Below are 21,106 nucleotides of genomic sequence, written 5' to 3' on the forward strand. Positions count from 1 at the left end.
GCTTTAAAAGTTGACATACGCCTTTTTGATTGGAGGGATTTTTACTGAATGAACAAACTTGGTTACAGCATTTAAAAGAAAAACGCTTGGCTTATGGACTATCTCAAAACCGTTTAGCTGTTGCGACTGGTATTACAAGGCAGTATCTAAGCGATATTGAAACAGGAAAAGTCAAGCCATCAGAGGATTTACAGCAGTCCCTTTGGGAAGCTCTGGAACGCTTCAATCCCGACGCTCCCCTTGAAATGCTGTTTGATTATGTAAGAATTCGCTTTCCGACAACAGACGTACAGCAGGTGGTCGAAAACATCTTACAACTGAAACTGTCCTATTTTCTTCATGAGGACTATGGTTTCTATTCTTATTCAGAGCATTATGCTTTAGGCGACATATTCGTCCTTTGCTCCCATGAACTGGACAAAGGAGTTCTGGTGGAATTGAAAGGTCGTGGGTGCAGACAATTTGAAAGCTATCTTCTGGCACAACAAAGAAGCTGGTATGAGTTCTTTATGGACGTTTTGGTGGCTGGCGGTGTGATGAAACGCCTTGACCTTGCCATTAACGATAAGACAGGGATTTTAAATATCCCTGTACTCACTGAAAAGTGCCAACAGGAAGAATGTATATCCGTCTTCCGCAGTTTTAAAAGCTATCGCAGTGGCGAACTGGTACGCAAAGAGGAAAAGGAATGTATGGGAAACACCCTCTATATCGGTTCATTACAAAGTGAAGTTTATTTCTGTATCTATGAAAAGGACTACGAGCAGTACAAGAAAAATGATATTCCCATTGAAGACGCAGAAGTAAAAAACCGTTTTGAGATTCGATTGAAAAATGAGCGTGCCTATTATGCAGTCCGTGATTTACTCGTCTATGACAATCCAGAGCATACCGCCTTTAAAATTATCAATCGGTATATCCGTTTTGTAGATAAAGACGATTCCAAACCTCGTTCTGATTGGAAACTGAATGAAGAATGGGCTTGGTTTATTGGGAACAATCGTGAACGATTAAAACTAACCACAAAACCAGAGCCTTACTCCTTCCAAAGGACGCTGAACTGGCTATCTCATCAAGTTGCCCCGACCTTAAAGGTTGCGATTAAACTTGATGAAATCAACCAGACGCAGGTTGTAAAAGACATTCTCGACCATGCGAAACTGACAGACCGACACAAGCAGATTTTGAAGCAACAGTCAGTAAAAGAACAGGACGTGATAACAACAAAAAAAGGATATCTGTCAACCATACCAGTTGACAGATATCCAAAAAAAAGATATAATGGGAGATAAGACGGTTCGTGTTCGTGCTGACTTGCACCATATCATAAAAATCGAAACAGCAAAGAATGGCGGAAACGTAAAAGAAGTTATGGAAATAAGACTTAGAAGCAAACTTAAGAGTGTGTTGATAGTGCATTATCTTAAAATTTTGTATAATAGGAATTGAAGTTAAATTAGATGCTAAAAATTTGTAATTAAGAAGGAGGGATTCGTCATGTTGGTATTCCAAATGCGTAATGTAGATAAAACATCTACTGTTTTGAAACAGACTAAAAACAGTGATTACGCAGATAAATAAATACGTTAGATTAATTCCTACCAGTGACTAATCTTATGACTTTTTAAACAGATAACTAAAATTACAAACAAATCGTTTAACTTCTGTATTTGTTTATAGATGTAATCACTTCAGGAGAGATTACATGAACAAAAATATAAAATATTCTCAAAACTTTTTAACGAGTGAAAAAGTACTCAACCAAATAATAAAACAATTGAATTTAAAAGAAACCGATACCGTTTACGAAATTGGAACAGGTAAAGGGCATTTAACGACGAAACTGGCTAAAATAAGTAAACAGGTAACGTCTATTGAATTAGACAGTCATCTATTCAACTTATCGTCAGAAAAATTAAAACTGAATACTCGTGTCACTTTAATTCACCAAGATATTCTACAGTTTCAATTCCCTAACAAACAGAGGTATAAAATTGTTGGGAATATTCCTTACCATTTAAGCACACAAATTATTAAAAAAGTGGTTTTTGAAAGCCGTGCGTCTGACATCTATCTGATTGTTGAAGAAGGATTCTACAAGCGTACCTTGGATATTCACCGAACACTAGGGTTGCTCTTGCACACTCAAGTCTCGATTCAGCAATTGCTTAAGCTGCCAGCGGAATGCTTTCATCCTAAACCAAAAGTAAACAGTGTCTTAATAAAACTTACCCGCCATACCACAGATGTTCCAGATAAATATTGGAAGCTATATACGTACTTTGTTTCAAAATGGGTCAATCGAGAATATCGTCAACTGTTTACTAAAAATCAGTTTCATCAAGCAATGAAACACGCCAAAGTAAACAATTTAAGTACCATTACTTATGAGCAAGTATTGTCTATTTTTAATAGTTATCTATTATTTAACGGGAGGAAATAATTCTATGAGTCGCTTTTTTAAATTTGGAAAGTTACACGTTACTAAAGGGAATGGAGATAAATTATTAGATATACTACTGACAGCTTCCAAGAAGCTAAAGAGGTCCCTAGCGCCTACGGGGAATTTGTATCGATAAGGGGTACAAATTCCCACTAAGCGCTCGGGACCCCTTGTAGGAAAATGTCCTAAGTGGGATATCTGTCAACTGGTATGGTTGACTAAAAATACTTCCTACGAAAATGTAGGGGGTATTTTTTTACGAAAAAATACAATCGATTCTTAAAAAGAAAAATTTTTGATTGGCAAAACCATAACAAGTTCGTTTTAGGGTTTTGATTTTGCGATTGATGCCTTCTAAAGGACCATTAGAGTATTCAAATTTAGCGCTATTTAAGACATATTTTCTGTTTTGACGAAGGGTTTGAATAGCAGTATCCATTTCTGTATTGGTTTTTTGGTAGTCTAAGATGGTTGACTCTAGTAATTCACTATTGCGCTCGTTTAGGGCTTTCGTGATATCTTGGTAAGTTTGGTATACTTCAGCGAACTTGGAAAATTTACTAGTAATGAGATCAACAGCATTTTGGCGAGTCATATATTGTTTAACGCCGCGAAGAAAAACTACTTCTTCAGGGTGAAGATCTTCAGCTTTTTTATGGAATAGCTTCCAATGTGACTTCATAATTTTATATTCTTGGCTCTGTTTATCAAGTTGCTTTAGGATAGAGATACGACAATTGTCCAAAGCGCGACCAGCTAATTGTACAAGGTGGAAGCGATCAATAATGATATTGGCATTAGGGAAAAGGCGATAGATAAAACTTTGATATTGAGCATTTAAATCAATTACAACTGATTGAACGCATTCGCGTTCGGCTTTTGAATAACGACTTTCAAAATAATCAACAATGGTAGGTGATAGACGATCCTGTAACTTTGTGACAATTTGGTGGGTTTCAGCGTCACAACAGATAAAGGACATCACAGACTTAATTGAACGAAACTCGTCAAAACATAGATGCTTAGGCAACTTAGCCACACGATAGTGTGGTTCCATGCGCTCTAAGATTGTTCGACGAACACTGCTAGGAGAGCAGTGACACATTTCAGCAATAAGCTGACCAGATAAGCCTTTACGAGCTAAAAGCATGATTTGATTTTTGAGATCACTGGATAAGGTTTGATTTTCTTTGGTTAAATTAGTAATAGCACCAAAAGTAGTATGGCATGATTTACATTTATAGCGTTGTTTACGAAGCTCTAGTTCATATCTTCTCCCATTTAAACTTGCCAGTCGTACATGAGTTTTGCGAAAGCCATCCTTATTAACTGTGGGAAAGCCACAGTTACGACAACGATTAATCGGATAAGAAAGAGTAGCTGTTATTAGCGTTATATACTCTTTAACAGAATCGTTGTTGTGTTCAGCTTCTTCAACAGAAATAATTTTAATATTTTTATCTTTAATTCCAAGAATATTTAGGATAGAATCATTATGGGACATTTGTTTAACCTTCTTTCATGATTTTTGTGGTGAATTGATTGTATAACGAGGGGACAGCAAATGTCCTCTTTTTTGTATAAAAGTAATACAGATTATGTAAAAGCAGAGGTTGTATCTATATGGCAACCAAATCCGGAGGCTGTGAAAAAAGGAAATTCCAAATGGGCAAATTTTATGTACTTAGTTGATGGTAAACAATATATATCTAGTAACAGAATACAGGTTTCTATGAATACGAAAGTAGGAGACTTAAAGCAAATAAAATATGATAAAAGAAATCCTGAAAAAATTTATGGGTTTTCAGTAAAAAGAGCATGTATTCTTTTTATCGTTGCAATTGTTTTATTTATAATTGCTAAATTTAAGTTGTTTTAGTGGAGGTGATTAATATGCCTAAAATTCCATCGCTTGTAGTCTTTTGTATGATATGTATTCCGATAATAAGATTAATTTATTTGGCTATAAAAAAGAAAAAAATACGAGTAAGTTTTTTGCTTGACCTGTCCGTTGGGGACAGTGCTATCTTTTAATTAAAGGAGGTGGCAAACCATGTTAAGAAATGAAATTCAAAACAAAACAGGTTTAACAAGAAAAGCAATTGAATATTATGAGGAGAAAGGACTTATAAATCCTCAAAAAACTGAAAACGGTTATAGAGATTACAGCGAGAATGATTTAGAGGTTTTAATTCAAATATCTTTATTTAGAAAACTTGGAATTAGTGTAACTGAAATAGAAGGGTATCTAACCACTGGCATTAGTGCATTATCATCTGTTTTAAGAAGAAAGCAACATCAATTAGATGTTGAAGAGAAAAGAAAAGAAGTCCTTGAACTTGTAGTTAAAGGTGAAAATCAGGAACTTATAAATGAAAAAATTAAATTGATTGAAGCAGAGGAATCAATCTACGAAAGATTAGAGAGATTATTTCCAGGATATTTTGGACAAATGTTATTTGCAGCATATCAACCATTTTTAAATGAATCATTAGGAAAAGATGAGGAAGAAGCATTTGAAAAATATGTAGATTACTTAGATAATTTACCATTATTTCAGTTAAGTAAGGATGAGCAAAATTATATTGAAAAGATAAGTTCTACTTTTGATATGCAGATACTAAAAAAAGTTAATAAAGATAAAATTAACGCTATTGAAAATGTTGAAAAATGGCTAAAAGAAAATGATAATACTATTTCTCAATATGAAGAATATAAAAACAGTGAAGAATATCAAAAGAGCCTAATGAAGCAAATTCAAGATAAATTACAAAACTTTATGAAAGACAACAAGTATTATGAAATTGCGATTCCACTTATTAGAAAATTTAGTAAAAGCTATGATGATTATTATAAGAAACTAATCGTAGCAAATGATAAGTACTTAGAAATTAAATGTTAATGGTATTGAAAAGTATCTACTTGTAAATAGTGGGTGCTTTTCTTTTTTTTAAAATTTCATAAATCTGGTTACCAAGAGGGATAAATTTTCACTATTAAAGTGTAGGGGGAAATTTATCCTTTTTGCTTTTGAGGTAGAAGAGAAAATCTATTCCGTTATTAAGCAAAGAATCCTACATAGCAGAAAGCTAATTGATCTTTGACAACTGAATAGACCAAGGTGGGACGTTATCCATTTGTGGAGAATTATGACCTACGCCAAGACTTTTCTGCTGAGAAATTGGTTTAAATGAATACTGGTAAGTGCCAAGGATAAAAGAAAAAGAGCGATAAATAGGAATACATAAAGGATAGGTGTGGCAATCTATCTCTGTGATACGAATGGTGATAATGATACTTCAATAGTTTAAGCCGGCTCGTCTTAATAAGGGGCGGTGGTGAGATTCCAATGTAGCAGCCAATGCACCTACCAATGTCATAAAACTTATTATAAAAATAGTGAGGTTAAGACTATGAATAAGAAAAAAGAAGTTAAGAAAGATAAGGATAAGAAGCAAATAGCCGATGATTATTCTAAGAAAATAACCTACTCTACGAGCGAAAGTGAAAAGCTTGATTTACTTGATATTGTTGAGATGTATCTATGTAAATCTTGTGTCAGAATTTGAGGGGCTGACAAAGAGAAATAGGGTGCGGTAAAATATAGGTGGTAGAAGTAATCTTCCGAAATGACTATTTGCCAAAATATCATTTTAGGAGGATTGTTATGAGAAATACTGCGTGTATGTATCTTCGTCTTTCAAGAGAAGATGGGGACAGTAATGAAAGTAACTCTATTTCAAATCAAAGACAAATAATCAAATCTTACGCTAAAGAAAAGAACATAGATCTATCTTATGAATATGTAGATGATGGATATAGTGGTTCTAATTTTGAGCGTCCAAATTTCAAGAATATGATTGATGACCTGAATAAAGGAAAGTTTTCTATCATTATGGTAAAAGACTTATCTCGTTTTGGTAGAGATTATATTGAGTCTGGGAAGTATCTGCAAAAGATATTTCCTGAAAAAGGTATTCGCTTCATATCTGTAAATGATAACTATGATAGTGATAATGCAGATGTTAGTGATACACATTTAATACTTCCAATTAGAAATTTTATCAATGACAGTTATTGTCGAGATATTTCTATGAAAGTGAAATCATCAAAAGAGGTGAAAAGGAAGAATGGCGAGTTTATTGGATCATTTGCTCCTTTTGGATATAAGAAAGATGATAAGAACAAACATCAGCTTGTAGTTGATACAGAAGTAGCTCATATCATTGAGCGAATATTTAATATGAAAATAGAGGGTTATTCCTCAAAGGCTATTGCCGACTTTCTAAACAGTATTGGAACAGTTACACCATCAAAGCACAAAGAAAATAATGGTGATAACTTCAATACTGGTTTTGTTGTGAAAAAAGCAAAGTGGGATGCTAAGATGGTAAACCGTATTATTTCAAATAAGGTTTATATTGGTGTCCTGGAACAAGGAAAAACCACAAAGTTAAATTATAAATCAAAGCACGAAGTCGATGTTTCCAAAGAAGACTGGATAACAATAGAAAATGCTCATGAAAGCATAGTATCAAAATCCATCTTTGCACTTGCAAACAAAATGCTACTTCGTGATGTGAAACAGTCTAAAGATAAGCCATATATATTATCAGGTATGCTTTATTGCAAAGATTGTGAAAGTCCTATGATTAGGCGAAAAGTAAGAGATAAGATTTTCTACATTTGCTCTGAATATAACAATGCTGGAGAGTGTTCAAGACATAGTGTAAAAGAAGACTATGTTACTCATGCAACTATTCATGCATTAAATGAATATCTATCTAAGTACAATGAACTGCTTAAAAAAGTTAGCGAAATAGATGTGTCAAAGTTTAAATTAAAAGTTGATTTTGAGTCATTATATGCAGAAAAAAGAAAGCATGAAAGACTTAGACAATCTCTTTACATGGATTTAGAAGAAGAACTTATTACGACTGAGGAATTTGAACGATTTAGAAAAAATTATCTTATCAAGATTAGAGAAATTGAGAAACAAATTATTACAAAGCAAAATATCGTAGATGAACTGAAAATGAAGATAAACGATAAAGGTAGTTTCGTTTCTGAGATAGTTCCTAATCCTGAAAATGGTGAACTGAATCGATTGTCTTTAGTGTCTTTTATAGATCGTATTGAGATTGGAGAGGATAATGCAATTAACTTTGTCTTCAACAATATTGAAACAGTGAATCTGCTTCAAGCGATTGTAGATAGTGATAAGGTCGAAGCTAAGGATACACATAATGCAAGACTAATATCAATGGGCAAGTTATTTGGTGAGCATTTAGAAAGAGTTGAACCTAAGCTTGCAGTTGGAGGTGTTTGTTAATGGCAAGGACTTCCAAAAGATATATAAGAAAAAACGAAGAACAAGCACAAAAAGTATTCTATAAAGCAGGAGTATATACAAGATTATCCAGTGAAAGAAAAGAAGAATGGCGTGAGAAATCATCGTCTATCGAAACACAGGTGCTTTGTTGTAAAGAGTATGCTTTAAAGGAAAATATCAAAGTCGTAAATATTTACACAGACTATGAATATAGTGGGACAAATTTTGAAAGACCACAGTTCCAGGAAATGATGCAAGATATTCGTGAAAGAAGAATTAATTGTATTATCATAAGGGACTTATCAAGACTTGGAAGAGAATATCTTGAGATGGGAAGACTCATAGACAAGGTATTTCCGTTCTTGGGAGTAAGGTTTATTTCTGTTAATGATAAGGTTGATACCGTTAAGGATTTAGACTCAAAGAAGTCATTTGAAGTAACTCTTAAGAATATCGTCAATGATATGTATGCTAAAGACATTTCTGTAAAGATAAAGACAAGCAAACATAATAGGGCAAGAAATGGATATTTTATTGGTTCTGTTCCGCCCTATGGATATAAGGTAGTGAAATTAAAAGAGGGACAGAAGTTAGAAGTTGATGAGAATGTTCGATTCATTGTTGAAGAAATGTTCCGACTAACACTTGGAGGGAAAAGCCAATATGAGGTTGCAAAACACTTTAATACTATGGGTTATGCTACAGGAATGGTCTATTACAAAACAGGTAGAATTTATAGACGGGATGGTGATCCGCAGTGGAATAAAGGTACTATTTCCAAAATGCTTACTAATAGAACTTATACAGGAACTTTGGTGCAAGGCGTTAAGCAACAAAATCTTGCAAAAGGAATGAAGCAACAATTTGTAGATGAAAGCCAGCATATTATATATGAAAATGCTCATGAACCTATTATCTCAAAAGAAGACTTTGAAAAAGTGCTGCAAGGGCGAGCAAATAGATTAAAGAACAATGCTTTTGGTGCAGAGATGCATAACTTTGAAAGAGATTATGAGAATAGATATAAGGGCTTGATTTTTAATAATGCAACAGGTAAGGAACTTTATCGAAGAACCAGAATTTACGGGACAAACCATGATAGGCTTTATTACTCTTTTCAAAACGATACTTGCACAGGCAAGATAGATAACGAAGTAGGAGTATTTATTATGGAAAGAGAGCTTGATAAGGCAATGTCTGAAAAGGTAGCAAAGTTTATTACTAAGGCTACAAGCAAGGCAAAGCTAATAGAAAGAGTGTCTGCTAGGTTTTTTGAAAGTATAGATAAGCTAAACGAAGATATTTCAAAGCTTAAAATTAAGACAGAGAAGGAAGAATTCCTAATTCAAAAAGCTTATGAAGAATATAGCTTAGGCAAGATTGATAGGGAAGTATATAGCCTTAAAAGAGAGATTACTCTTAGCCATATTGCAACAATCAATAATGAAGTTATTGCTATTGAAAAGGTTGTAAAAGACCTTGAAAGGGATAAGAAAATATCTATTAAGTGGATTAAGGACGTATTTTCGGCAAAAAAGGTTGAAAAATTACCATCTGATTTAATTCATAGCTTAGTGGAAAAGATAATTGTCTATGGCAATCATAACTTTGAAATAATCTTTAAATTTAATATGGATAGTTTGATGGGAGGTGTTAATATTGAGTAAAATTGCACTTTACATTAGATTATCTGTAGAAGATCAGATGAAGAAAGATGAGAGCGAAAGTATCATCAATCAAAGGTATTTCCTGAATGATTTTCTTGATAGAAATGATGAATTTAAAAGTTTTCAAAGAGAAGAATACATTGATGACGGATATACAGGTACAAATGAGAAAAGACCATCTTTTCAAAGAATGCTAGAAGGAGTTAAGAATGGTAAAATCAATGCCATAATTGTAAAAGACTTATCGAGATTTATGAGGGATTATATTTCGCTCGGTGATTATCTGGAGAATATATTTCCTTTTCTTGGTATTAGATTTATTGCGATTAATGATGGCTATGATAGTGATAAGGAAAAAGGGAATGGAACAGACCTTGATATTCAGTTTAAAGGTTTGCTATATGACTTTTATACAAAAGATATTTCGCAGAAAGTAAAGACAGTTACTACAGAACTTAAGAAGCAAGGAAAGTTTCTTGCATGGAGTCCAGCATTTGGTTATATGAAAGATCCAGATGATAAGCACAACATCATTATTGATGATAAGACAGCTTGGATTGTGAGGAAGGTATATGACTTAGCACTTACAGGACTTGCATCAAGAAAGATTGCAGCAGTTATGAATGAAGAGAATATACCAACACCAAACGAACGTAAAAAAGAACTTACAAATATGGATTATGAATATAACATAGTATCATCAGATACAAGAGATGCACCAACATGGACAAATGGTACAGTGGTAGATATTTTATCCAATGAAAATTACACAGGCACTTATGTCTTCAATATGCAAGAAAAGTCGGTATTGACTCCTGGTAGTTTTAAATTTAATCCTAAAGAAGAATGGGGTAGAGTTTATGACCACCATGAAGCTATCGTTTCAAGAGAAGAGTTTGAAAGGGTTCAAGCTATCAAAGAAAATAATAGTTTCTTAAAAGGGAAAAATACTGACTATACATGGAGAAAGCATTCCCCATTACAAGGCTTCGCAAGATGTCCTACTTGTAACCATATTCTGGGACTTACTCAATCAAAGTTTAAACGACCGGATGGAAGCATGAGAATACACAAGTATTTTCATTGTAGGATCTGCAAGTGTAATAATGTTGAACATAAAAACTCAAGAGTTGATAAATTAGAGGAACAGGTGCTTTCGCTTATTAAAGAGAAATATGGTGAAGTAGAAGTAAAGCTCAAAGAAAAAATAAGCATTAAAGATATAGAGAAAAAGATAGAAAAGCTTCAGGCAAAAAAGATGTCTGATTTTGAAAAATATAAACTTGGGAAAATGACGAAAGTTAAGTTTGTAGAAAGTAAAAATCAGATAGATAATGAAATTAGTAAGCTAGAAGAAAAGATAAAACTATCTTCTAACGAAACAGAAGTAGTAACAGATAATGAACTTACACGAGAACTTATGGAAAAGTATGTTGAGTCGGTTATCTGTGAAGGCAGTATAGTTCAAAAAATCATATGGAAATAGACGCAAGAGGGAGTGAGAAATCACTCTCTTTTTGCTATCTAAAAATAGACAATATATTTTGTGTCAGTCGCTTGACACGAGAGGGATCTGGAAATTTTCTAATGTTAGCTTATAGAGAATTGAGGAGGCTAGAGCATGAAGTTGTTAGTGAAGTACTTATTCAGGAATGGAAACAGGATAACAGAGGAACAATGGGTGCAGAATATCAAGATACTTTATTAACTATTGAAGACAGAATAATAGTAGAAGTCAGTCAATTTTATGGAGTTGAGTTACAACCTTACGCTGCTTCAATAGCTAAATTAGGTTTATGGTTAATCGATCATTTAATGAACATGGAAGCTTCAAATAAATTTGGGCAATATTTTGTAAGGCTACCCTTACATGCTGGAGCTAATATATATGTAGACAATGCTTTAAAAGTAGATTGGAAAGATATAGTACCAGTAACAAAATTAAGCTATATTTTAGGAAATCCACCCTTTATTGGGCATAATGCGAAATCAGTTGATAATCAAAAAGAATTAAAGTCTGTCGCTCCTAAATGGAAAGGTATATCAAATTTAGATTACGTTTCTGGATGGTTTATAAAAGCAAGTAAAATGATGGAATATAATCCTTTAATCGAAACAGCTTTTGTATCGACTAATTCTATTGCTCAAGGAACACAAGCCATAAATTTATTTTCTGAATTATTTAATAAGGGATTTAATATTAATTTTGCTCATCAAACCTTTGAATGGGATAATAACGGTGCAAAAGTTCACGTTATTATTACAGGCTTTAGTAAAATCAAAAAGAAGCAGAGAAAATTATATAAGTACAGTTCGTTAAAAGCAGAGGCACAACTTGTGGAAGTGTCAAATATTAATGAGTATCTTTTACCGATGAAATCAGTTAAATTAACTGCTATGTACAAACAGATTTCGGGGAAACCCGATATGATCTATGGTTCCAATATGTCGACAGGAACAGCATTAATGTTCAAAGAAAAAGAGTACCAAGAGTTTATAAGAAAAATACCATGGACGAAAGAATACATGAGACCATTAATAGGTGCTAAAGAATTAACAAATAATTTTAAGCGATATGTACTTTATCTTAAAGATGCTAAACCATCTTTGATAAACTCAACAAACGAAGTTTTAGAGAGACTAAACAAAGTCAAAAGTGATAGAAAAAATAGTAAAGATATACTTGCAAATCAAATGGTAGATACACCAACTCTTTTATATAGTGATAGAGTTTTAGATGGTGATTTCTTAGTTATCCCAATCGTGACATCAGGTAATCGAGAATATGTTCCAATAATATTTGAGAAGTATCCTACAATTGCAACAAATAAAACTTTCCAGTTGCCTAATGCGGATAAATACATTTTTGGAATTCTTGAATCGCGAATGCACATGTGTTGGATGAAAGTTACAGTAGGAAGACTAAAAAGTGATTATAGTTATTCAAATACTTTGGTATATAACACTTTTGTTTTTCCAGAAACAAATAAAACGCAAGAAGAAACGGTAGCAAATTTAGTTGATAATGTTCTTACTATTAGAGAAAAATATTTTAAAATAGGAGAAAAAATAAAAGATTTATATTCAAAACTTATGCCCCCAGATTTGAGGAAGGCTCATAATAAATTAGATAGAGAGGTTGAAAAATTATATAGAAAACAGCCGTTCAATTCTGACGAAGACCGTTTTGAATACTTATTAAAACTATATAGACGTGAAATAGAGAAATTTTAGTACAAGTTTGAGTTGATTAGTATTAATAATACGTAAGGTATTACAGATAAACTGTTACAATTCGAAAATGAACAATAATCTTTATAGTTATGCGGTCGAATTACAAATTTTAATTTTGAAGATTTATTTTTCGACATATTCGAAGACGATTATTTTGAATGACAGAATAATCTGATTAAAAAACGCCTTAGAGGAATAGGAAAAATTTGAAAAATAATGATAGCATTGACGAATTAGAGCAAATAAAAAAGTTGGTTTTCGATACTGAGAAAGAATTGAAGAATCAATAATGAATCAATACGCGTCTCAGTGGCTTTATTAGTCGAGTATATTTGTACCTGTTTCTTTGTAAAAGTTGACACCGTTGCTTTCAAATAGTATAAAAACAAGTAAAATTTTTGTTGATTGTATAGACGAAATCCGTCGACATTAAAGCTTTTCTAAAAGAATTCAAAAAATAGGGAGTCTAACCAGGTCTTAAAAAGTAGTGAACAAAAGAAAAAGCCCTTGTCAGTCGTTAATCTGACAAGGGTTTTTTGGTAGGGAAAATGGTAGGGAACCATCTTATATTTAATGAAAATCAAGCACTTTAGATATTGAAGAATGCTGATGTCAAGGGATTCTCCATCCATATAATGTTGCTCTTTATTCCCACTCTATAAATAAACTATTTTCTGTTATGCAATTATAACGAAAGTTCGTGATATAATTATTATTAATAATCAAGAAGGTGAGACATGCAATGTGGAAAGATAGTGAAACTGAAATTGACTATTTAAATTTTGGACACCTAACAAATTTATTAACGAATCTGATCGATAATGATAAGTTACTTCCAGCAACAATTGGGGTATATGGTGACTGGGGTTCTGGGAAATCAAGTCTAATAAAAATGGCGATTAGAAATCTTAATGATCAAAATGATCAAGAAAAGATTGTAACCCTTAATTTTAATGGATGGATGTTTGAAGGGTATGAAGATGCTAAAACTGTATTACTAGAAAGTATTTTGGATACCATTGAGAAAAACGCAACATTAACTAGTAAAGGAAAGCAAGTTTTAAAGGGATTATTTCGAAGTGTTGATAAGCTCAAACTAATGAGCAAAGGAATTAAATATTCTGTAGATTTAATAAATACTGGTGGAATAGGTATAATCGTTGATCAAGTTGCTTCCAAGTTTAAAGAAATTACGGGCGAAGACATACCGGAATCTCAGATTGAAAAAACAGTGAATAGCATTCGTGAAGAGTTGAATCTTACTGAGTTAAGGGAAGATTTAAAGTTATTTCAAGAGAATTTTGCAGAATTATTAGAGGATAGCAAAATTGATAAATTGGTAATTTTTATTGATGAGTTGGATCGGTGCAGTCCAGATACAATCATTGAAACTTTAGAAGCTATGAGACTTTTTGTTTTTACTGGAAATACTATTTTTATAATTGGAGCGGATGAGCGTCATATTTCTTATTCTGTAGAAAGAAAATTCTCCGAGATAAAAGGTAACCAGATAGATATTGGTAAAGAGTATCTAGAAAAACTTGTCCAATATCCAATTAAGATACCTCAACTAGATTCTAATGAAGTCGAATTTTACGTTTTTTGCCTTTTATTGGAAGATACATTTGATATTGGAAAGAGCATGTCTATTTTCGATACCATTAATAAAAAACGAAGAAACAATATACTTGATTTTACATTAAGTAATGCAATCAGTGAATTTTCAGAAGAAGATTACTATAACGTATTATCAGGGATTTATAGTACTGCTCAACAGCTTGCTGGGTTGTTAGCCGTTGGGTTAAATGGTAATCCTCGACAATGTAAGAGATTTTTAAACTCTATGAGAATGCGTGAAATTATGGCCAAGTCTTATGGTATCGAATTAAATAGGAATGTATTGACAAAAATTATGCTGGTTGAGTATTTCAAGCCTGCCGCATATGAGCAAATCACAATTTTAGCAGGGAAATCATCAAATGGTATTGTTAATGAGTTTTCGTTTTTGGAGAATGGTGTGGGCAAGGAAGATGAAAATGCATTGATGACCTTTTTCCAAGATGACTGGAGTGAAAAGTGGTTAAAAATAAATCCATCTTTAAATGATAAAGATTTGAGAGGGTATCTATTTTTCACTAGAGATTCTCTTCGAAATCCTGTTAAACTTTCGTCTTTGAACTTAAGTAAAGACGCTCAAAAAACGTTACAAATGCTTACTTCAGGAGGCTCAGCAACTCTCGAAGCAGCTGTTAAAAGCAAAGATCAGTTATCTCTTTTTGATAGGGTTGAAATTTCAAAAATACTTTCTAGTGATATCAAAATAAATAATGGAAAATACAACTTTTCTCAATTTAAATCATTCTTTATTTGGGTAACAAGCAATATTGATATTTTGGATGAAACAATTTTCTTCTTAAATAGCTTAGATGGAGAAAAGATAAATATCGGTGCTGGACCAGTGATTTTCCAGTACTTGTTGGAAAGTCATCCCGATAACCGAGTTATAAAAATAATTCAATCATGGAGAAATAAAAATGGAGAGCTTGATAAAGCAATAGAAAAATCAGAGGTGAAATAGATGGGAACATCTTCGTCATTTACGGGACCGGAAAAGAATCCGCTGTTACCAGATGATTTCGATGATAATAGCTGGCAAAATGCAAAAACAGAATTTGGAAAGTTTTTAAATAGTACTGGGGGAAATACGTCAAGACTATTTGGAAAGTTTGTTAAAGCTAGCGGTGGACATGCTTCTCTTGCTAATTCAGCAACGGGGGGGAAGGCTGGCTTCATCGGATTAGTTGATTTGTTTAACCATATTAATACTGTGGGCCTCTTACAAACTTTGAGTAATTTTCGTATTTCATCTGAAGGAAAATCTTTAGTAGAGATTATCAGTGAGCTGGCAGGACAAATTTCTCCTAAAGGAAGTACAAAAGAAGAATCAGTTGCAAGGCAAGCAACACTAGATACAATGTCCTCATTCTACATGGTTGTTGAGGAGTCGGGATTAGGTATAGAACAATTAGATAGTATATCTGGGGAAGTATTTGATGATTTACTATGTGAGTATTTCGTAAATTACATTACAGGCTTACTATTGAAGGATTTAGGATATGGTGTTGAAAAATTTGTAGATGATCCATCAAGACTTGCAGCAAAAGAACAGGACTTACGAGATTTTGTGGATGCTAAAATTTATGTACTGTTGAAGAATTCAGAGTTAAATCAGGAACCAAGATCAATAGTGAATCAAGTTTTTAATGCAACGATGGAGATAGTAGGTGGAAATTATGAATGAGAATATTGGTTCGGTTTCTTCAAATAATTTTGAATTTATGATAGATATGAAAGCATCCGATTCTTATCGTGATACTTTTTTTGAAGGTATTTTACGCTTATCAAATGTGTCAATTAATGAAATACGTTTGGACTTGTTATATATTTCAGACTTTGTCTATGCCGCAGATAGACGTATTCCTAGAAATAGCGCCTTAGATTCATGGACGCGTAAAATTCAAATGAATATCCCAGTTCTACTTCCAGATTGTTGGAATAGTGTAAAAGCAACACTACAAGAAATTTTAGACTTCTTGACTGGCGACAAGTGGGAATTTGAATTCTCTCAAAGAGATTTAAATATTCAGGAGACTAAGTTACTTGAAAAAAATATAAAAGCTGACAATAAGCATGTATGTATGTTTTCCGGAGGTTTGGATTCATTTATAGGTGCTATTGATATTTTAAATTCTTCTAGAAACCCTAATCCTATTTTTGTGAGTCATTATGGAGGCGGTAGTAAAGGAACAAAAAGTTATCAAGAACTCTTAATTCATAATTTATGTGAACGTTTTGAATCTCTGAGTACAGACAATTTTGTTTCATTTTATTCAGCGGCACTTAAATCATTAACCGGAGAAGATGAACCAACCACGAGAAGTAGATCATTTATGTTTTTCTCGCACGCTATTGCATTAGTTCCAGAAGGAGGTTGTCTGACAATACCAGAAAATGGTTTTGTATCCCTGAATGTCCCCTTATATTATTCTAGAAATGGAAGTAGCAGTACAAGAACAACTCACCCGCATTATATAAAATTATTTGGAGAACTTCTTTCTTCGATTGGGATAAATATAACGATTAATAATCCTTACCAATTCAGTACGAAGGGGGAAATGATTACTCATTGTAGTGATTTAGTTTTTTTAGAAAAAAATATTCAAAATACTATGTCGTGTTCGCATCCAGAACAAGGAAGATGGAGTGGTTTTTCTGAGCCTATTCATTGTGGATATTGTGTGCCCTGCACTATAAGAAGAGCATCAATATTGGCGTCAGGGATACAGGATAGCACGCCGTACCGATACAAAAATTATGAAAATAAGATTGGTAAAGAGACTTTCAATGCTTTGCGAATCTCAGAAAATAAATATAATAATTCCAATTTATTGGCTAGAGTACAATATTCGGGACCGGTTGGATCTAACATCAAAGATTATGCTAGAGTTTATTCTGTTGGAATGAAAGAAATTCAACAATTGATATATGAGGTTGAAAAAAATGAAATATCTTGATACTCATTGTCATGTTGATTTAGCTAAAAATAGAAAAAATTTCATTAAAAATATTAATGAACAGCAGATTTATACAATCGCCGTTTCTAATTTACCTTCTCTATTCGAAAAAAATAAGGTAATAATTCCTGAATCAAAATACTTGAAACATGCTCTAGGATATCATCCCGAGTTAGTTGGGCAGTTTCCGAATCAACTAAACAAATTTGAAATCCAATTGACAAAAGCAAGATATATAGGTGAGATAGGGATTGATGGAAGTAACCGATACAAGGCAAGTTTATCAAGACAAATAGAGATTTTTGAGAATATTTTATGGCTTTGTGATGAAATGCCTAATAAAGTTTTAACTATCCATTCAAGAAAATCAGAAAATTTGATTACAGACATGATAATGAAATATCCAAATAGCAAAAAAATATTGCATTGGTTTAGTGGAGATATTAAGCAACTAGAAAAATTATTAGATTTAGGATGCTATTTTTCAATTAACAAGAGCATGCTCTCATCTTCAAGTACTCTATCAGTTGTTCAGAAAGTTCCTTTGGAAAGGATATTATTAGAATCTGATTTTCCATTTGCCTTTAGTAATGAATCAACATATTTATCAGAGTATTTATTGGACGTTACAAAAACGATTGCATCAAAACTACATGTAAATTTAGATGATTTTGTCAAACAATTAATGGTAAATCAAAGAAAATTACTGGAAGTATGATTCATACATTATTTCGATTGGTTGGTCGATTCAAACAATCTATAAAGTAGTTAAATACGGGACTGTCCACAAAATTAAACGACAAATTCAAGATGCGAAGACCTATGACTAACCTACACAGCATTCTGGTCAATCTGCCTATAAAAAAGCGCGCGAGTCCTCGTAAAAAAAACAAATGGCTGGATATAAATCAAAATGAGATTTGTAATCTCTATTGATCAGTCTAGAAATGCTGAAATAATAGAGTTGACCAAGTAAAATTAATATACTGACGAGTATTTTTTGACCATACTTTTGACCTTCTCAATCAAATTTTACTGGGGTTCATTAGATTTTATAATTCCGCAAGAATACCGTACTTACCCTGTTTTCTACCTATCAGGTACCACCAGAAAGCAATCCAGCTCTCAATACGGTCTCAAAGACGCAAACGCTGCAGAATAAGAAAAACGCTGATATACCAACGTTTAGCAGACTATCTGATAGGGATAGTCTGCTTTTTTGTTTTTGAACTTCTCGATCAAATGTGTGGGAGATTTATTACTCTTTTGATTTTTTGAGATGTAGTGTATTTATATTATTTTTAGCTAGCAAATATCACTAGAAAGTAGTTTTTAGTTCAGAGATAATCAAATTGTTCAAATCCATTATATATGAGGAAGGCATTTAGGTACTTTGTAATTATATTGAAAAGCATCTTTTTTTATTTTTGTTTACTGGAATAGTTTCGAATGCCTTTTTTTAGTATTGGGGCTATTGTTTTGGTGGGAGAATTGTAAACATTGACAAGATATTTAATAAAAGATATTATAGACTTTGTTTATCTTTAATTAGAAGGGAGTAAATCAATGAAATTTACTAAGGCAACGAATATGGGATTACACGTAGTAACCTATTTAGTTCAGAATAGCACCAATAAAGAATATCTGAGTATTAATGAACTCTCGGATAAATTTGATGTTTCACCTTCTTATTTATCAAAAATTTTAACCCAATTATCCAAAGCCGGTTTAATCGCTTCTGTTTCTGGTGTAAAAGGTGGTTATCGTTTGAATAAGTCAATTGAAACGATTACCTTTTTTGATGTTATTCAAGCAATTGAAGGTATGCCAGAGTCTTTGATTTGTTTAGTAGAATCACCTACTGATTGCCCTATCCAGCAAACACTGCAAGAAGTACAAACCGCTATGTGGGAAGAACTAAAAAACAAAAAGTTATCTGACTTGAAGGGCTTATAAATTTTATAAGGAGTAAATAATATGGATCAAGACATGGATTTTAAAGAATTTGAAAAAATATGGCGAAGTAAAAATTTTCATAATACAACGACTGTGAAAGATTACCAATTTCCAATCGATAAAGTAACTGTTGGTAATTATACATATGGTGAACTAACCATACGTTCTTGGGGAGCTGATAACGAAAAATTAAGCATTGGAAATTTTTGTTCAATTGCGGATGGTGTTACTTTTTTAATGGGAGGAGAACATGATTACTCGCGATTTTTAAGCTTTCCATATGATGCTTTTTTTGTCAGTTATGAAGCTGATGTGAAAGCTAAAGGAGGAATCGATGTTGCAGATGATGTATGGATTGGAGCTAACGCGATTATTGTCTCCGGCGTAGCGATTGGTCAAGGAGCGGTTATTGCTGCAGGTAGCATAGTGACCAAAGACGTTCCCCCATATGCAATAGTTGGGGGGAATCCTGCCAAAGTCATTAAATACCGCTTTAACGAAGAAGCAATTCGCGTTCTTGAAACACTTGATTTTTCAAAATTGACTCCAGATTTTTTTAAAACTAATCGGGCGTATCTTTTGTCACTAGATGTAAATAAAGATAGTAAAGAATTAGCAGAAATAATCAATAATTTTGTTGCTAAAGAAAAGTAGTTCTTTGTTTAAAAAGAGTAGGTGAATGAAAACTAGCAGTAATGCTTTTTACCCAATTACTATTTTCTCATGCTGAAATAAAAAGATATGTGAATTTTGGATGGCGCTTGTAGAACGGGAATAGTTTTTTTGAACAAGTTGTTCGGTGAATGAGTAGAAATTGTCAACTTCGATAAAAGCAAGCGGTTCTTTCTGTACAGAAGGTACAAGTTGAAAAAAAGATAAAAAATATTCAATTTATCACTACTGAGATGTATCAGCTGGATTATTCAGTTGAGCCTTTGGGTGTCATTATGGTAATGTATCTTCCAAATCCTGAAAGTACAATTAAGGTATTAAAAAAACGGCTGAAATCTAGTGGAAAGATGATTTTTAAGAGAGTGATTCTTCTGGTACCGACTTTTCAAATGAAGGAATGCCAAAGCCCATGCAAGTACAAAAACGGGTTTGAGATAGAGTTGCTAAAAAAAGCGGAAATATTCATATTGAGTTAGAAATGTCTTCCATATTCCTAAAGGCTGGTCTGAGTGTGGTTGCTTATAAAGCAGTGGCAGTTATTCAGAGTGTTGAAACGAGTAGTGATGTAGCTTGGGCCATCAAAATGGTGGTCTCAAGAATAATCGGAGCAGGTGTAGCACAACAAAGAGAGCTAGATAGTGATAATCTCGAAAACAATTTAAAACTTGAAATGTGTAATTCAGACAATGACTTCATACGTGAGATGAATTTTGGAACTTGTGGGGTAAATAAATTAGAGCATGAACATTATTGAGTTTGCTCTCTTTACTATGTAAGTTGCAGATTGAATCTAAACTTCATTGCAGAGAAAACTTGGAAGTTAGTTGGATTTCACCTTAAAAAGTTACTAGTAAGTGTTTTTTGATCCTACTTTTTGCCCTTTTTCATCACATTTTACCGGAGTTTTTAGACTGTATAATATTTTATGCTCTTTAACTAAACGCTTGTCAAATATTACCAGAAGAGAATCTAGGCTTGTACTATTGGCTTAAAGAGGAATAATTCTAACTTTATTAGATGTTGATTTACTAATGCATTAGAGTTGTTTTGCCTTTTTTAAAAGGATAATGTTGTTCTTTTTTATTAAAGCAAATTTCTATAAATAGAACATAGAAAAATTTGGTTACAATAAGAAAACAAAAAAGGTTTTGGATAATCTATAAAATTTTTTCTAGAGTGTTACTCTTAAAAAAGATATAGAATGGTTTTAACGACGATGAAGATATAA

Annotated in this window: 18 protein-coding genes and 1 pseudogene; 18 read left to right on the top strand and 1 reads right to left on the bottom strand. The window is 32.8% G+C overall.

Annotated elements, in window-relative coordinates; all coding sequences use genetic code 11:
- Nucleotides 1–29: 29 nt before the first annotated feature.
- The 4 genes from mobT (at nt 30) to erm(B) (ending at nt 2,443) form a co-directional block, all read left to right on the top strand.
- A complete protein-coding gene (gene mobT, locus EsVE80_RS03685) occupies nt 30–1,292 on the top strand; it encodes a MobT family relaxase (protein WP_016397615.1) in 1,263 nt (420 codons plus the stop codon).
- On the top strand, nt 1,282–1,449 hold the full coding sequence (locus tag EsVE80_RS03690) for an MLS leader peptide (RefSeq protein ID WP_000502600.1): 168 nt from the start codon (nt 1,282–1,284) through the stop codon (nt 1,447–1,449). The genes mobT and EsVE80_RS03690 overlap by 11 nt, the downstream gene beginning before the upstream one ends.
- Before the next feature lie 48 nt (nt 1,450–1,497).
- Nucleotides 1,498–1,581 (top strand): 23S rRNA methyltransferase attenuation leader peptide, encoded by an 84-nt coding sequence (locus tag EsVE80_RS03695; protein WP_001814874.1) that lies wholly within the window; start codon nt 1,498–1,500, stop codon nt 1,579–1,581.
- A gap of 124 nt (nt 1,582–1,705) precedes the next feature.
- Nucleotides 1,706–2,443, top strand: a complete 738-nt coding sequence (gene erm(B) / locus EsVE80_RS03700; protein WP_001038795.1) for a 23S rRNA (adenine(2058)-N(6))-methyltransferase Erm(B) — start codon at nt 1,706–1,708, stop codon at nt 2,441–2,443.
- Nucleotides 2,444–2,699: 256 nt separating this feature from the next.
- Here the strand turns inward: erm(B) and EsVE80_RS03705 are convergent, their stop codons facing one another.
- Nucleotides 2,700–3,947, bottom strand: coding sequence for an ISL3 family transposase (locus EsVE80_RS03705; protein WP_000019067.1), 1,248 nt, complete (start codon nt 3,945–3,947; stop codon nt 2,700–2,702).
- Between the two features lie 60 nt (nt 3,948–4,007).
- Here EsVE80_RS03705 and EsVE80_RS03710 point away from each other — a divergent pair, with 60 nt between their 5' ends.
- The 14 genes and pseudogenes from EsVE80_RS03710 (at nt 4,008) to EsVE80_RS03775 (ending at nt 20,632) form a co-directional block, all read left to right on the top strand.
- The gene (locus tag EsVE80_RS03710; RefSeq protein WP_221735475.1) at nt 4,008–4,322 is read left to right on the top strand and encodes a hypothetical protein; all 315 of its coding nucleotides are present in this window, start codon (nt 4,008–4,010) and stop codon (nt 4,320–4,322) included.
- A gap of 174 nt (nt 4,323–4,496) precedes the next feature.
- Nucleotides 4,497–5,345: a MerR family transcriptional regulator gene (locus EsVE80_RS03715; RefSeq protein ID WP_081528340.1), complete on the top strand. Its 849-nt coding sequence runs from the start codon at nt 4,497–4,499 to the stop codon at nt 5,343–5,345.
- Between the two features lie 511 nt (nt 5,346–5,856).
- Nucleotides 5,857–6,012 carry a hypothetical protein gene (locus tag EsVE80_RS03720; protein ID WP_001035198.1) on the top strand — a complete coding sequence of 52 codons (156 nt, stop codon included), beginning with the start codon at nt 5,857–5,859 and terminating at the stop codon, nt 6,010–6,012.
- A 98-nt stretch (nt 6,013–6,110) separates the two neighbouring features.
- Nucleotides 6,111–7,775 (top strand): recombinase family protein, encoded by a 1,665-nt coding sequence (locus EsVE80_RS03725; protein ID WP_081528341.1) that lies wholly within the window; start codon nt 6,111–6,113, stop codon nt 7,773–7,775.
- Nucleotides 7,775–9,442, top strand: coding sequence for a recombinase family protein (locus EsVE80_RS03730; RefSeq protein ID WP_173102497.1), 1,668 nt, complete (start codon nt 7,775–7,777; stop codon nt 9,440–9,442). The genes EsVE80_RS03725 and EsVE80_RS03730 overlap by 1 nt, the downstream gene beginning before the upstream one ends.
- Nucleotides 9,435–10,928, top strand: coding sequence for a recombinase family protein (locus EsVE80_RS03735; protein ID WP_081528343.1), 1,494 nt, complete (start codon nt 9,435–9,437; stop codon nt 10,926–10,928). The genes EsVE80_RS03730 and EsVE80_RS03735 overlap by 8 nt, the downstream gene beginning before the upstream one ends.
- The gene (locus tag EsVE80_RS03740) at nt 10,919–12,676 is read left to right on the top strand and encodes a DNA methyltransferase (RefSeq protein WP_332107355.1); all 1,758 of its coding nucleotides are present in this window, start codon (nt 10,919–10,921) and stop codon (nt 12,674–12,676) included. The genes EsVE80_RS03735 and EsVE80_RS03740 overlap by 10 nt, the downstream gene beginning before the upstream one ends.
- Nucleotides 12,677–13,418: 742 nt before the next feature.
- Nucleotides 13,419–15,254, top strand: coding sequence for a KAP family P-loop NTPase fold protein (locus EsVE80_RS03745; RefSeq protein ID WP_173102499.1), 1,836 nt, complete (start codon nt 13,419–13,421; stop codon nt 15,252–15,254).
- Nucleotides 15,255–15,977: a hypothetical protein gene (locus EsVE80_RS03750; protein ID WP_173102500.1), complete on the top strand. Its 723-nt coding sequence runs from the start codon at nt 15,255–15,257 to the stop codon at nt 15,975–15,977.
- Nucleotides 15,970–17,250: a Qat anti-phage system QueC-like protein QatC gene (qatC, locus tag EsVE80_RS03755; RefSeq protein WP_173102501.1), complete on the top strand. Its 1,281-nt coding sequence runs from the start codon at nt 15,970–15,972 to the stop codon at nt 17,248–17,250. The genes EsVE80_RS03750 and qatC overlap by 8 nt, the downstream gene beginning before the upstream one ends.
- A complete protein-coding gene (qatD, locus tag EsVE80_RS03760) occupies nt 17,237–17,968 on the top strand; it encodes a Qat anti-phage system TatD family nuclease QatD (protein ID WP_173102502.1) in 732 nt (243 codons plus the stop codon). The genes qatC and qatD overlap by 14 nt, the downstream gene beginning before the upstream one ends.
- Before the next feature lie 848 nt (nt 17,969–18,816).
- Nucleotides 18,817–19,206 (top strand): RrF2 family transcriptional regulator, encoded by a 390-nt coding sequence (locus tag EsVE80_RS03765; protein ID WP_173102503.1) that lies wholly within the window; start codon nt 18,817–18,819, stop codon nt 19,204–19,206.
- 342 nt (nt 19,207–19,548) lie between these two features.
- A pseudogene (locus tag EsVE80_RS14050) lies at nt 19,549–19,702 on the top strand (DapH/DapD/GlmU-related protein); the annotation flags it as partial.
- A gap of 654 nt (nt 19,703–20,356) precedes the next feature.
- Complete coding sequence (locus tag EsVE80_RS03775; protein WP_173102505.1) at nt 20,357–20,632, top strand: hypothetical protein; 276 nt, start codon at nt 20,357–20,359, stop codon at nt 20,630–20,632.
- Nucleotides 20,633–21,106: the final 474 nt, after the last annotated feature.

The sequence above is a fragment of the Enterococcus saigonensis genome (assembly GCF_011397115.1).
Classification (GTDB): domain Bacteria; phylum Bacillota; class Bacilli; order Lactobacillales; family Enterococcaceae; genus Enterococcus_C; species Enterococcus_C saigonensis.

Bases quoted from the DNA above. Each gene is read 5' to 3' on its own strand.
- EsVE80_RS03690 (WP_000502600.1), top strand. From the start codon at position 1,282: ATGGGAGATAAGACGGTTCGTGTTCGTGCTGACTTGCACCATATCATA.
- EsVE80_RS03695 (WP_001814874.1), top strand. From the start codon at position 1,498: ATGTTGGTATTCCAAATGCGTAATGTAGATAAAACATCTACTGTTTTG.
- EsVE80_RS03705 (WP_000019067.1), bottom strand. From the start codon at position 3,947: ATGTCCCATAATGATTCTATCCTAAATATTCTTGGAATTAAAGATAAA.
- EsVE80_RS03710 (WP_221735475.1), top strand. From the start codon at position 4,008: ATGTCCTCTTTTTTGTATAAAAGTAATACAGATTATGTAAAAGCAGAG.
- EsVE80_RS03715 (WP_081528340.1), top strand. From the start codon at position 4,497: ATGTTAAGAAATGAAATTCAAAACAAAACAGGTTTAACAAGAAAAGCA.
- EsVE80_RS03720 (WP_001035198.1), top strand. From the start codon at position 5,857: ATGAATAAGAAAAAAGAAGTTAAGAAAGATAAGGATAAGAAGCAAATA.
- EsVE80_RS03725 (WP_081528341.1), top strand. From the start codon at position 6,111: ATGAGAAATACTGCGTGTATGTATCTTCGTCTTTCAAGAGAAGATGGG.
- EsVE80_RS03730 (WP_173102497.1), top strand. From the start codon at position 7,775: ATGGCAAGGACTTCCAAAAGATATATAAGAAAAAACGAAGAACAAGCA.
- EsVE80_RS03740 (WP_332107355.1), top strand. From the start codon at position 10,919: ATGGAAATAGACGCAAGAGGGAGTGAGAAATCACTCTCTTTTTGCTAT.
- EsVE80_RS03745 (WP_173102499.1), top strand. From the start codon at position 13,419: ATGTGGAAAGATAGTGAAACTGAAATTGACTATTTAAATTTTGGACAC.
- EsVE80_RS03750 (WP_173102500.1), top strand. From the start codon at position 15,255: ATGGGAACATCTTCGTCATTTACGGGACCGGAAAAGAATCCGCTGTTA.
- qatC (WP_173102501.1), top strand. From the start codon at position 15,970: ATGAATGAGAATATTGGTTCGGTTTCTTCAAATAATTTTGAATTTATG.
- qatD (WP_173102502.1), top strand. From the start codon at position 17,237: ATGAAATATCTTGATACTCATTGTCATGTTGATTTAGCTAAAAATAGA.
- EsVE80_RS03765 (WP_173102503.1), top strand. From the start codon at position 18,817: ATGAAATTTACTAAGGCAACGAATATGGGATTACACGTAGTAACCTAT.
- EsVE80_RS03775 (WP_173102505.1), top strand. From the start codon at position 20,357: ATGTCTTCCATATTCCTAAAGGCTGGTCTGAGTGTGGTTGCTTATAAA.